This window comes from Clostridium sp. TJA085 (genome assembly GCF_058310235.1).
In genome coordinates, this window is sequence record NZ_JBZEEZ010000001.1 from 1,204,589 (window position 1) to 1,218,608 (window position 14,020).

Sequence of the window (14,020 nt, forward strand, 5' to 3'; positions counted from 1 at the left end):
AATTAAACTTAACAATATTCAAAATGATAATAATTAGCTTAGAGAGAAGGCTTAAGCCCTCTCCCTAAAATATTTTATTTTACAATCTTTGTTCCAGATGTTCCTTCTAAAGATTCTTTTGCTCTAGAAAGTGATGCTATTATAGCTTGTTTGTTATCAGTTGATAAAACAAACTTCTTACAAGCTTCAACCTTTGGAAGCATACTTCCTGGTGCAAATTGGCCTTCTTCTATATATTTATTTAGTTCGTCTATACCAATTTCTTTTAATTCTTTTTGATTTGGTTTATTATAGTTTACGCATACTCTATCAACTGCTGTAAGTATTAATAAAAGATCAGCATCTAATATTTCTGCAAGTTTTTCTGCTGCGAAGTCTTTATCAATAACTGCTGGAACCCCAACTAAGTTATCTCCTTCTTTAATTACTGGTATTCCACCACCACCGCAAGCAATTACAACAAATCCATTATCAACCATTGCTTTTATAGCATCTTTTTCTACAATATCAACAGGTTTTGGTGATGCTACAACTCTTCTGTAACCTCTACCTGCATCTTCTTTCATTACATATCCTTTATCTTTTTCAAGTTGTTTAGCTTCTTCTTCTGAATAAAATGATCCTATTGGCTTTGTTGGATTTTCAAAAGCCTTATCATTTTTATCTACTACAACTTGAGTAACAATTGTTTCAGCAGATTTGTTTATTTTTCTCTTATGAAGTTCTTCTGAAATTGCATTTTGTAAGTGATATCCTATATATCCTTGTGAAAAAGCACCTACAACATCAAATGGGAAAAGTGTATTATTTTTATTTGCTTGATAAGCTTCTTCTACACTTGCTAAAATTTGACCAACTTGAGGTCCATTTCCATGAACAACTGATACTCTATGTCCAGCTTCAATTAAATCAACTACTGATTTTGCAGTTTCTTTACAAGTCTTTAATTGACCTTCTGCACTTTTATCTTTAGGATCTGCTTGTAATGCATTTCCTCCTAATGCTAAAACTATTTTCATCTTTTGTTCCTCCTTATAAATAATTACTGAATAATTATTAAATGCAATTTTATCTTTTGTTCATCTGATTAATTTAAAATCTTTATCTTTTGTTTATTTAAATTTATCTTTTGTTTATATATCAATAATTTTATCTTTAGTAAAAGTGTATTTTAAAAGGTATTACTAAAATAATACTTATTAGCTTAATTAAATTGTTACTTTTCCTGTTGCTAGCATTATAACTGCTATTACAGCTACAACTAAAATAATTACAGCAATTAATGATTCTTTACCAACAAATACTTTTCCATCTTTGTTGTTTTCTTTCTTTGCAACATAGTAGAAAATTATACCTACTGCATAAAGAATGAAGCATAATAATAAATATTTTAAACCTGCTGCATAACATAACCATATAGCATAAATTGTTGCTATAACTGTACAAACTTTATCTCTTGTTTTACCTTGTGGATTTGTATCATAAGTTTCACCAGTTATAACAAGTTTAAGTCCATACATTGCACTTAAAAGATATGGAACAAGAATTGCAGTACTTGCAACAGAATATAATGCTTGATAAGTACTACTTGCAACTAATGTTAATATTAAAAATAATTCAACTAATATATTTGTTATAATTAATGATGCTGCTGGAGCTCCATGTTTATTTGTTTTTGCAAATATTTTTGGAAGTGCACCATCTTTTGCAGCAACAAATGGAATTTCAGCTGCTAAAAGTGACCATCCAAGTAATGATCCAAATAATGATATTATTAGTCCTAAATTAATAAGTACAGCTCCCCATTTACCAACTGCAAATTCTAAAACATATGCCATTGATGGGTTATCTAAACCTGCTAAATGTACTCTATTCATAACTCCTAAAGACATTAAGGAAATTAAAAGATATATACATAAAGTTCCTATTAATCCAATTACTGTTGCTTTACCAACATCACTTTGTTTTTTAGCTCTACCAGATACAACTACTGCACCTTCAATTCCTATGAAGCACCATAATGTTACTAGCATAGTGTTCTTTGCTTGATCTAAAATACTACCTAGATCTGTTGAACCCCAGAACTCAAAAGTAAAGTTATCTAAGTTAAATGCAAAAATTGCTACTACTATAAATACACATATAGGAACTAATTTTGCTATTGTTGTTATTAAGTTAACAAAGGCTGCACCACTTACTCCTTTTAATATTAAGAAAGTAAATGCCCAAACAAGAATTGAAGCCCCGATTATTGATGCTAAGTTATTACCTTCACCAAATATAGGTGCAAAGTAACCTATGGCTCCAAATAAAAGAACTGAGTAGGATACGTTTCCAATCCAAGCACTAAGCCAATATCCCCAGGCTGAGTTAAATCCTATGTACTCTCCAAAACCAGCTTTAGCATAACTATATACACCACCACTAAGTTCAGGTTTTCTGTTTGCTAATGTTTGATAAACAAAAGCAAGCGCTATCATACCAATACCAGTTATAATCCAACCTATAATAATTGCACCTGTACCTGCTCCTCTTGCCATATCTGATGGTAGGTTAAACGCTCCTCCACCTATCATAGAACCAACAATTAATGCTGCAAGTGAAGCGAATCCAAGATTTCTTTGTTCACCAGTAGAATTTTGCTCTGACATATATATCACCCCTATTTAATTTTTATAAGAAAAGTTTAGTCGGCTATTTTAATTAAAATAGCCGACTAATGACAAATTATTTTCCTGCTGTAGCTACCATTACGGCTTTTATAGTATGCATTCTATTTTCAGCTTCATCAAAGACTACTGAATTTTTGCTTCTAAATACTTCGTCTTCAACTTCTCTAATATCAAGACCTAATCTATCCATCATGTCTTTGCAAACTTCTGTATCTTCATCATGGAATGATGGTAAGCAATGCATAAATAATGTATTTTTATTTCCAGTTTTAGCCATCATTTCTCTTGTTACTTTATATGGAGTTAATAATTTAACTCTTTCTGGATATAGGCTTTCATCTTCTCCCATTGATACCCATATATCAGTATAAATAACGTCTGCTCCCTTAACCGCTTCATCAACGTTATCTGAGAATTCAATTATTGCTCCTGTTTGTTTTGAGTATTCTTGCATTTCTTTAACTATTTCTGGATCTGGTTCTAAGCTCTTAGGTCCAAGTGCTACGAAATGCATTCCCATTTTAGCTGCACCATACATTAATGCATAACTCATATTATTTCTTGTATCTCCAGCAAATACTAATTTAATTTCACTAAGAGGCTTATGTGCATGTTCTTCTATTGTAAGAAAATCTGCTAATATTTGAGTTGGGTGATCTGCATCAGTTAATCCATTCCATACTGGAACTCCTGCATATTTTGCAAGTTCTTCAACTGTTGATTGTTTAAATCCTCTAAATTCGATACCATCATACATTCTTCCAAGAACTTTTGCAGTATCTTCTATTGATTCTTTTTTACCCATTTGAGAGTTTGTTAAGAATGTTACGTGAGCTCCTTCTTCTGCTGCTCCACATTCAAATGCACATCTTGTTCTAGTTGATGTTTTTTCAAATAATAAAACAACATTTTTTCCTTTTAAAGTGTCACCTAATATTCCAGCTCTTTTTTTAGCCTTTAAATCATGTGATAAGTCTAAAAGATATCTAATCTCTTCTGGTGTAAAATCCTTTAATGTTAAAAAACTTCTTCCTTTTAAATTAACTGCCATCTTCATTTCCTCCTTAGTTTAATCTAAGTGTTTACTATTTTTTATATTTCTCTTAAAATAGTAAACACTTAAATTTATATATTTAAACTATTTGTATATTTATATTGTTTTAAATTATAGATCTTCTCTTATTAGTGGCATTGACATACATCTTGGGCCGCCTCTACCTCTTGATAATTCTGATGATGGAATTACGTGTATTTTAATTCCATAATCTTCTAGTATTTTATTAGTTACATAGTTTCTTGAGTAAACAATAACTTCTCCTGGTGCAATAGCTAATGTATTTGAACCATCATTCCATTGTTCTCTAGCAGCGATTATTTCATCTCCACCACCACATTTAATTAATGTAACTTTTCTATCTAAATATTTGCTTAATATATGTTCTAGTGTATCCACTTCTTTAGTAGTCTTAAGCATGTTTGGATTTTCTGGATCTTTTGTTATTGCATAAACATTTAAAGGTCCTACTATTTCTGGATGAACTGTGAATTTGTCATAGTCAACTTGAGTAAATACTGTATCTAAGTGCATAAATGCTCTACTTACTGGTATTTGGAAAGCTAAAACTGTTTTGAATGTTGTATCATCATTGAATAATATTCTCTTAGCTAGCTTTTCAACTGAAGCTGAATCAGTTCTTTGTGAGATACCAACTGCTAATGTATCTTTTGAAAGTATTAATTCATCTCCACCTTCTAATGAAGTAGTTTCATCTCTGTTGAACCAGAATGGAACATCTTTATCTTTAAATCTTGGATGATATTTAAAGATATATTTTGCAAATAATGTTTCTCTATTTCTTGTTTCAGTTCTCATATGGTTTAATGTTATACCATGTCCAATTGTTGCAAATGGGTCTCTTGTAAAGTAAAGATTTGGCATTGGATCACAAACAAATGGATAAGTGCTGTTTACTAAATCATATAAAGAATCTCTATGATATTCTTTTAATTCTTCTTTTCTAACTCCTGCCATCATCTTATCAACCATTGGCTTATTTTCGAAGCTTAAGAAATATTTCATTAATGCTTCTCTTAATGATTCACTTTCAACTCCAGCTTCTGTAATAAATTCATTTATGAATTCTTTTTTTACTTCTTCGCTAGTTGAAATTGCTTCTGCTGCAAGTTCTTCTAAGTAAAGAACTTCTACTCCTGCATCTCTTAAAGTTTTTGCAAATGCATCATGTTCTTCTCTTGCAATTTTTAAGTATGGGATATCATCGAATAATAATCTGTCTAATAGATTTGGAGTTAAATTTTCAATTTCTTCTCCAGGTCTATGTAATAAAACTGTTTTTAATCTACCTATTTCTGAGGTAACATTTAAAGCTCTATTATTCTTCATATTATCACTCTCTTTCTTCTTTAGTTATTTTATAAACATGTTAGGGGTCAAATGCTTTTTGCTAACGCTGTTTACAGTTATAATTATAGCCCCTCAAAAAACGATTACAAGACATTTTTTTACATAAAGTGTATAGTATTTTTTGATTTTATTCACCCCAAAAAATATTATTAATTACATATAATGTATTAACCCTTATTAACTGTACTCTTGCACGAAATTTTATTAAGAAGGATTTCCTTCAATTATATGAATATTCAATGCATAAATTAGGAATATTTTTTTTATATTTTTTTGTAAAATATACACTTTTTTCGCTAATTTAAGATATTTTTTAATAAAAACCCCTTAAAAGCCACTATTTTGATGGATATTCAATGTAATATATTGAAATTTTTCCTTCATAAGTAAATTGTTTTATATATTTTTGCATAAATTTTATAATGCATAAAGTGAATATTCATTATAAAGTTAATAAAAGCTCTAGTAATTTATAATTTTTATAAATTACTAGAGCTTTTTATATTTATATCTTAACTTTTAATCCTTATATTATCATTAAATACCCTTTATACTTTGCTCAAAATTAAATGTATTATTAGAGTCATATTTTCTTTTTACTTCTTTTAATTTCACTATATTTTTTCCGTAGTATTCTTTCTCATAGTCATCTAATGAATCTATTGGGAAGTTTATAAATGAACCTTCTGTAATTGATTTTATAAATTCAAATCTTTCTTTAACCCAATTTACATTTATTTCTGCATACTTTAAATCTTCCCATACAGATTGAAAGCCCATTATAAATTTTGCATTCCTATAATAAAATGCTGTATTATTTTTTTCAATATCAGAAACCGCTCCACCTAAACCATAAAATGAAACAGCTGTATATGTTGAACCTTCTGCTCTTTCTGATACAACTTCTATAATTTTTTTAATTTCTTCTCTATTATAATCTCTAAGAACAAATCTTCCTCCAGACTTATACTTTTCATAATCTGGATGACTATCTTGTATCCATCTATTAGCATCTAAAACAGTCATGTACTCTAAATTATAGTACATTTTACTTCCCTTAGACTTAATACTTTGTAAAATCTTATTAGCTTCTTCTTTCTTTCCATAAAAAAGTCCTGTCATTTTTATACCGTGACCTTTTTCTTGTGAATTATATATAGCTGTTTTTAAATTCATTCTTCTATCTAAAGTTTTATATGTATTTTGAAGTTCTTCAATTATATCAATTTTTTCTTCAATATCAATATTATTAAAATCAATATTTATTAAAGTTGCCATTTCAATTTTATTTGGAAGCTTAAATGTCATTGAAGTAACTATTCCAAAATTTCCTCCCCCTGAACCTTTAAGTGCCCAAAGTAAGTCTTTATTTACATCATTATTTAAAGTAAGTAAATCCCCATCACAATTAACTAATTCTGCTTCTATTAAGTTGTCACATCCAAGTCCAAGTAATCTACTTGAATATCCCCAACCTCCTCCTAACGTAAATCCTATAACTCCTACAGTTGGACATCCTCCTCCTGGGAAAGGATATCCTAGTGAATTTAAAGCTTCATAAAGTTCTCTATTTCTTACTCCACCATCTATTTTTACTGTTTTATTATCTTCATCAACATAAATATTATTCATTTTGCTTACATCTATAATAAATATATCATTTCCAGTTGAATATCCTTCATAATGATGACGTCCTGACCTTATTCTAAATTCAATTTTATTTTCTTTTACAAATTTTAAAGCTTCTATAACTTCTTTAGTTGTCTTTGGATAACATATAGCCTTAGGATATTTTTGTATTGCTCTATTCCATGCTTCTCTATTTTCTTCATATAAAAAATTATTTCTTGTTATAATTTCACTACTTAAACTTTTATAATCTAAATCTCTCATCTTTTCACCTTCTATTTCTAAAAACATATAAATTTATTATAATACTTTCTTATAATAAAAAATATTAAAAATATAGTAAGCTTAAAGACTTTTTAATATATTTTTATTTAATTTTATAAAATTTATTTAATTAAATATTTATCTATTATATTTTTTATATTCATTTTTAAAATAAATCTCTAACTATATAGAATATTTATTTATAATAATTATCAAAAAAATCATACTATTACCTAAAATGTATTATTTTTTAATAATTTGTTACCTTTTTAAAAATTTTGTGATAATTTTTTAATACATTACTATTATTTATATTTAATTAGGATACAATATTATAAAAAGAAAGGAGAGATTGTTTTGTGGAATGAATTTAAAAAATTTGCAATGAGAGGCAATGTTGTTGATTTAGCTATTGGTGTTGTTATTGGAGGTGCTTTCTCAAAGATAGTTACTTCTTTAGTAAATGATATTATTATGCCTGCTGTTGGTTCTCTTGTTGGTAAAGTTGATTTTTCTAACTTATATATAAACTTAAGTGGTAAACACTATGATTCACTTAAAGCAGCTCAAGCAGCTGGTGCAGCCACTATTAATTACGGAATATTTTTAAATAATATACTTAACTTTTTAATAATCGCGTTTTCTATATTTATAGTAATAAGACAATTAAATAAAATTAAAGATAGAGCCTTTAGAAAAGAAAAGGCTACGGAAGAAGCTACTACAAAAGATTGTCCTTATTGCTTTACTGAAATAAATATTGAAGCTACTAGATGTCCTCATTGTACATCTGAACTTTAAAAAGGAGATGTTTTTATGAGCGTAGAAATTTTTAGAACTTTTAATAATTGGGTTGTTATTGGAGATGTCTCTAATGAATCAAAATATGCACATAAAATATTAAAAAAACTTAAAAATAATGGACTTAATGCTAATGGTGTACATCCTAAAGGTGGAAATAAAATTTTTAAATCTTTAAAAGAAGTTCCTTATAAAATAGAAGCTATTGATTTATGCATAAATAGTGCTGAAGGACTTAAATACATAAAAGAAGCTAATTCTTTAGGAATTAAAAATATACTTATACAACCTGGTGCTGAAAGTAAAGATATACTAGATTATTGTATTAAAAATAATTTAAACGCAGTACAAGGTTGTGCTCTTGTAGATTTATAAAAAATTTTTTATATTTTGAATATTTTATTGATTATATGGCAATTATTATAATACCCAATAAAATAATTTAAAATTTAAATTATTTCCCCCCAATCCCAATATTGTTAAGATCACACCTTAGCAATTTATATTAAACCCTTTCTAATTGACCTTCGTTATTTACGGAGGTCTTTTATTTTTATAAATTTTTAAATTTATTTAGTATAAATTCCTCTTTTTAGCAAACAATATTATATAAAGATAGAAAAACTTGATTTATATACTATATATGTCTAATTAAGGAGGAATACTAATGAAGTCAAAATTCAATAAAATCTTTGGATTTTTTATAATTTTTACGATGATTTTAATACCAATTAAAGCTAATGCATCACAACCTAAATCTAAACCTCAAGAGAAACTTTTCAGCACAAGTGATTTTTCTGTTCAAGCAAACAACGTAAATTTAATAGTAAATAATCTATATAAAGTATCTGATACTTTAGTTCTAGATGGTTATATTTACAACGGAACTAATTTAACTTTAACAGAAATAAAAGATTTTGAATTAGAGTTAACCGATTCAAAAGGAACACCATTTGCAAGAATTATACTAGATAAAATAGATATACCTAAATTTTTCTATCCATTCCATGCTAAAAGAGTTCAATTTACCTTTAACAATAAATCTTTTAATTTAAAAAATACAAATTTAGATAATATAAGCTGGAAATTTAATTATAAATATAAAGAGGCTCCTTAAAATTAAAACTTAACCATTATTTATGGTTAAGTTTTAATCAACTAACCCCTCTTTTATCATATCTTCTATATGAATATATCCATTACGTCCAGAATTCTTAATTCCATATAAAGCTTTATCTGCTAATTTTATCGAACTTCCTAAGTGATCTAAAGAATATATATTTGCAATTCCAATACTTAAAGTTACGAATTTTTCAACATTTGAAAAATTATGAGAAATATTTTCTTTATTAATGTTATATTTTATTTTTCTTGCTATATCTATTGCTTCCTCTTTTGATGTTTTCTTCAATACAATGCAAAATTCTTCTCCACCATATCTAGCAACTACATCACCTTTTCTACAACTTCTTTTTAAAACATTTGCTACTGTTTTTAAAACCAAATCCCCCTTTTGATGACCATAATTATCATTATAAAGTTTGAAATAATCAACATCTATCATAAGTATAGATATTGGAATGTCCTTTTTATTTATTTTCTCCATATAATTATTTAAAAATCTTCTATTATAAATATCACATAATGGATCTTTCATAGATTCCTTTTCAGATTTACTTACCTTTTTAACTAATAAAAATACTAATATACAAAATAAAACAGTAAGTATTAATATAGACTTCCAAAGTTCCTTATTCATTGAATTATTAATTTCTTCAATAAATTTATTATTTAAATGATATTTACATTGAGAATTATCAAGCTGCTCTATTTCTTCTTCTCTATCATAATATTTTTTTAAAAGTCTAATATACTGTTGTTTATTTATTTTCTTTGAAATATCTATTCTTTTACCTAAAGCTTCTAGTTCTAAGTATGTTTCCCCTTCTTTATGTGCCTCTATTTCTAACTTTTTAAAATACTCTTCTGATTTTTTATCTTCACCCTTTTTTAAGTAAAAGTTTGCAATAGCTCTAAGCCTTAATACATCTAATTCAGTAAAATCTATTCTTTTATTTCTTTTTTGCAACTCTTTAATTTTAGATAAACATTTTTCTGCTTCATCTAACTTCCCATTATTTATATTGTCTAAAGTTACATATGTATAATAAATAATTAATATATCATCTTTATATTCAGGAGATATATAATTAATATATTGATATGAATTGTCTAGAACATTTTTAAACTCTCTAAAGTTTCCAACCCTTAAATGTATTTCTGCTAAATTAAGTAATGAATAGGCTTTAATATAAGCACTTTCCTGCCTATCATATATTTTTTCCTTAGAAATCTTAAGTAACATCTCTGAACTTTTTACATATTCACCAATATTTCTATAAGATATTGCTATATTTATAAGTGATTTTAATTTATTACTTTTATCAGCATATTTATTTGATTTTTCATAATTAACTATAGCATTTAAAAATTTTCCTTGTTGTAAATTTATAATACCTAGATAATTATATAATATAAATTTTTCATTTCCACATAATAATTCCTGCATAATTTTATTATTTAACAGGCTATTAATTTTCCCTTCAGCCTTATTGTAATCTCTATCTTCAATATACTTTCTAATTTCAATTAATGTTTTATTTTTAATTTCTATATAAGGCTTATTTTCTTTGTTTTTATAAATTAATGTAAGCGATATAATTAATGTTCCTATTATTACAGAAAAAATTATTAATAAAATAATCTTCTTTTTTCTTCTCTTCATAAGTACTCTATTACCTTTGGTTTTATTTTTTAACTATAAAATTTAATATAATTAAATTATATTACTATTATACCTAATTTTACTAATAATTTTAAAATATTTTTAAACATTTAACCTTTATGTTACAATTTGTATATTATATTGCTTATCTAATTGATTGTTTTATTATTATTTACATAATTAAATAAAGGATTTTTGTTAATACTATAGAAAGATATTAAAGATAAGATTAATATTAAATACATATTAGGAGGTAGCTTATGTTTTCAATTATGTTAATTAAAATTTCACCAAGAAATGAAATTGCACCAAAAGTTCAAGAGCTTTTAACTAAACATGGATGTATAATTAAAACAAGACTTGGTCTTCATGAAGCTAGCACAAACTCATGCTCTCAATCTGGTCTTATAATTTTAGACTTACTTAATGAAAATCAAGACGAAATTAATGAATTAAAAGATAAATTAAATAATCTTGATGGAGTAAATGCTAAAGTAGCAACAATATAAAATAAATCCCTAAAAGTAAAACTTTTAGGGATTTATTTTTAATTAGAAATTACTATATCAAAGATTTATCTATAAATTTACCCATAACCTCAATTGTTGGTTGAACATTAACAAATGCATCTGGGTCTATATCTAAAATTACTTTTTTTATAAAAAATAGTTCTTGTTTTGATATAACTGTAACTATTGAACTTAATTCTTCGTTAGTATATCCACCACGCAAATTAGCATTTACAGTAACTCCACGCAAGTTGTTTTCAAGTAATCCTTGTACAACTTCTTTTTCCTTCTTTGTAAATATATTAACGGTTAATTTATATTGCTGAATGTAGAATAAATCAAGAACTTTTGTAGTAGCATATATTGAAATTAAACTATATAATGCCATTTCCCAACCATACATTATTCCTGCCATAAATAATATAATTCCATTTAATATAAATCCAAGCTGTCCAACAGATTTACCTGTCATTTTTTGAATTACAAGTATTATAATATCTGTTCCTCCAGTTGAAAAACCTAATCTAAAACAAAATCCAACTCCTGCTCCAGTAAGTATTCCCCCAAAAATTGATGCCAAAAGTATGTTATCTGTAATCTTATAAGATGGTATTATTCTAATAAAGAATGATGATGAAAGTACTGCTAAAAGGCTATAAAAAGTGAACTTTTTTCCAAGCTTTTTCCATGATAAAAATATAAGTGGCAAATTAATTAATAATACCCAAGTTGAAATCTTTATATTAATTCCTAAAAAATCAGTTCCAGTTGCTGATAATAACTGTGATAATCCAGTAACTCCAGCAGAATATACTTTAGCAGGAGTTAAGAATGAATTTATTCCAATACCTGCCAACAATCCATAACCAATAGTCGCTATTACTCTATAAAACACTTTCATATTAAATTTATTACCTCCTTATCATATTTTTTATTATTTCTTCCATATTATACACCATTTTTGTATTCATAAAATAAATTTAATAAAATTTTTGCATAATTAAAATGAGCTAAATAATACAGCACTATATTTAGTATTACTTAGCTCTATATATTATATATATTTTTAGTATATTTTCAAATTATTTTTTAATTTATTTTCTATAAGCAGTTTTTAATGCCATCTTTAACACTTTAGGATTTTTCTTATATTCAGTTACTGGACATACCTTTTTATCTTTTACATTAAATAATTTGTATATAGCAATTCTTGCTGCACGTATTGAATACTCATCTGTAAATACCATATCTTCTGGTATTTCAACAAATTGACTAATCATAGCAAAATTAGTTGATCCTTCAGGTACAACTTGTGGTCTATCACTCATTTTACGTGGTTGGAATTGTGAATCAACATATGGCATCATACATGGTATTACATTGACTACACTGTCCATTATTTCATCTAAATGTTCTTCCATGTGTAATTGATAAATAAGTTCTGTTAATAATTCTTTACCTGTACAGTCACGCATTGGTTTCTTTACATAATCTCCAACTCTATCTGTATGCAATCCATATCCCCAGAATATTGTCTCATCAATTGGTTGATTTACAAAGTGTGGTTGTGCTGCAACAACTATACTCATAAGCCAACTTGAATCCTTAAATGTCATTAAAGCACCACTTCCTGGAATATTTCCTGAAAATTCTTCGATTAGTTTAAGCATTTTATTTCCTTTACATGTAACTGTGAAACTTTCCCAATTAGTTTGTTCTGGATGTCCAAAGAATGGTTCTGGATTTCCAAGTCCTTCTTTTTTAACTGCTATTTTTCTCCAAAGGTCTCCTGATATTGGATTTGCTGAATTAAATTCTGGAGCTATATTTAAATCACCTAAAGTTGCGCAATCTGTCATACATCCATTTATCATAATACAAACATCATTATCACTTAGTTCAATTTCTTTTTCAGTTCCATCTTCATTTACATGTATCTTACTTACTGTTATACCTTCTCCATCCTTAAAATCTATATCAGTAACAACAGTATCTGTATGGAAGTTAACTCCATATTTATCTAAATAAGCTTCTAATGGACGAATAAGTGAATCATATTGATTATAAGGAGTACGTGTAACCCCTTCTAATGTTTCAATACGTGAAAATTCTAAAATCATACGTCCCATGTAACGTTTAAATTCAAAAAGACTAGACCACTTTTGGAATGCAAATGTTGTTTGCCACATATGCCAGAAATTTGTTTCAAAGAAATGTGGCATATCCTTAAACCAATCTTCGATAGTAAGGTCATCTAATTTCTTTTCATCAATCATCATAAGTTTTCCAAGTGCCATACGTTCAGCATTTGTAAATCCCATACTCTTAACATCTAAAATAACACCATCTTTATCTACTAAACGAGCTTGAGCATGAGTTGGATGTAAATGATCAAAATTTAATATTTCTTCGGTTACACTCATACCAGGCATATATAATGAAGGTATACTAGAGAATAGTTCCCATAGATTTTCATAAGTTTCCTCATTTAACATTCTACCTCCACGACATACAAAGCCACCCTCTGGAGTTCCTATTCCATCATTGCTTCCACCTAAAATATTCATTCCTTCAAAAATATGAATGTTTTCACCATTGAAATTACAATCTCTTATAAGATAAGCTGCACCTGCAAGTGAAGCAATACCTCCACCTACAAAATAAACCTTTCTATCTTCATAATTTACATATGTTACTTTATATTCTTCTTTTACCTTTGATTTTTCTTTAAGTTTTTTAGCTCCTATGGCAGCTACTGTTGCAGCACCAGCTATAGCACCAATTTTAATTAAAGTACTCTTATCTATCTCCTTTTTATTAAGCTTTTTATTTTTAAGTAAACTTAAATTTTTATAATTTCCTTTTCTTAAATTTTTCATATAACATCCCTTACCTTTCAAAATATATTTTCCCTTTAAAACCTTTTGTATTCTTT

General features: G+C 27.1%; 12 protein-coding genes. 4 read left to right on the forward strand and 8 right to left on the reverse strand.

Annotated elements, in window-relative coordinates; translation table 11 throughout:
* Window positions 1-74 precede the first annotated feature (74 nt).
* The 5 genes from arcC to AC4FQW_RS06230 all read right to left on the reverse strand — a co-directional run bounded on the left by arcC (window position 75) and on the right by AC4FQW_RS06230 (window position 6,990).
* Window positions 75-1,019, reverse strand: a complete 945-nt coding sequence (arcC, locus tag AC4FQW_RS06210; RefSeq protein ID WP_303129496.1) for a carbamate kinase — start codon at window positions 1,017-1,019, stop codon at window positions 75-77.
* Window positions 1,020-1,208: 189 nt separating this feature from the next.
* Window positions 1,209-2,651, reverse strand: a complete 1,443-nt coding sequence (gene arcD / locus AC4FQW_RS06215) for an arginine-ornithine antiporter (RefSeq protein ID WP_303129497.1) — start codon at window positions 2,649-2,651, stop codon at window positions 1,209-1,211.
* A 76-nt stretch (window positions 2,652-2,727) separates the two neighbouring features.
* Window positions 2,728-3,723, reverse strand: coding sequence for an ornithine carbamoyltransferase (gene argF / locus AC4FQW_RS06220; protein ID WP_303129498.1), 996 nt, complete (start codon window positions 3,721-3,723; stop codon window positions 2,728-2,730).
* Window positions 3,724-3,837: 114 nt separating this feature from the next.
* Window positions 3,838-5,076, reverse strand: a complete 1,239-nt coding sequence (gene arcA, locus AC4FQW_RS06225) for an arginine deiminase (protein ID WP_491147899.1) — start codon at window positions 5,074-5,076, stop codon at window positions 3,838-3,840.
* A gap of 558 nt (window positions 5,077-5,634) precedes the next feature.
* Window positions 5,635-6,990, reverse strand: a complete 1,356-nt coding sequence (locus AC4FQW_RS06230; RefSeq protein ID WP_491147901.1) for an FAD-binding oxidoreductase — start codon at window positions 6,988-6,990, stop codon at window positions 5,635-5,637.
* A 357-nt stretch (window positions 6,991-7,347) separates the two neighbouring features.
* Here AC4FQW_RS06230 and mscL point away from each other — a divergent pair, with 357 nt between their 5' ends.
* The 3 genes from mscL to AC4FQW_RS06245 all read left to right on the forward strand — a co-directional run bounded on the left by mscL (window position 7,348) and on the right by AC4FQW_RS06245 (window position 8,908).
* Window positions 7,348-7,791: a large conductance mechanosensitive channel protein MscL gene (gene mscL / locus AC4FQW_RS06235; RefSeq protein WP_491147903.1), complete on the forward strand. Its 444-nt coding sequence runs from the start codon at window positions 7,348-7,350 to the stop codon at window positions 7,789-7,791.
* 15 nt (window positions 7,792-7,806) lie between these two features.
* Entirely contained in the window at window positions 7,807-8,166 is a 360-nt protein-coding gene (locus AC4FQW_RS06240; RefSeq protein WP_491147904.1) for a CoA-binding protein, read from the forward strand.
* Between the two features lie 292 nt (window positions 8,167-8,458).
* A complete protein-coding gene (locus AC4FQW_RS06245) occupies window positions 8,459-8,908 on the forward strand; it encodes a hypothetical protein (RefSeq protein ID WP_303130792.1) in 450 nt (149 codons plus the stop codon).
* A gap of 33 nt (window positions 8,909-8,941) precedes the next feature.
* Here AC4FQW_RS06245 and AC4FQW_RS06250 read toward each other — a convergent pair whose 3' ends face one another.
* Complete coding sequence (locus AC4FQW_RS06250) at window positions 8,942-10,576, reverse strand: diguanylate cyclase (RefSeq protein ID WP_491147906.1); 1,635 nt, start codon at window positions 10,574-10,576, stop codon at window positions 8,942-8,944.
* A 260-nt stretch (window positions 10,577-10,836) separates the two neighbouring features.
* Between AC4FQW_RS06250 and AC4FQW_RS06255 the strand changes: the two genes are divergently transcribed.
* Complete coding sequence (locus tag AC4FQW_RS06255; RefSeq protein WP_303130795.1) at window positions 10,837-11,085, forward strand: CPF_0552 family protein; 249 nt, start codon at window positions 10,837-10,839, stop codon at window positions 11,083-11,085.
* A gap of 52 nt (window positions 11,086-11,137) precedes the next feature.
* Here the strand turns inward: AC4FQW_RS06255 and AC4FQW_RS06260 are convergent, their stop codons facing one another.
* Both AC4FQW_RS06260 and AC4FQW_RS06265 read right to left on the reverse strand, forming a co-directional pair.
* Entirely contained in the window at window positions 11,138-11,986 is an 849-nt protein-coding gene (locus AC4FQW_RS06260; RefSeq protein WP_303130796.1) for a YitT family protein, read from the reverse strand.
* A gap of 193 nt (window positions 11,987-12,179) precedes the next feature.
* On the reverse strand, window positions 12,180-13,964 hold the full coding sequence (locus tag AC4FQW_RS06265) for an oleate hydratase (protein ID WP_491147909.1): 1,785 nt from the start codon (window positions 13,962-13,964) through the stop codon (window positions 12,180-12,182).
* Between the last annotated feature and the right edge of the window lie 56 nt (window positions 13,965-14,020).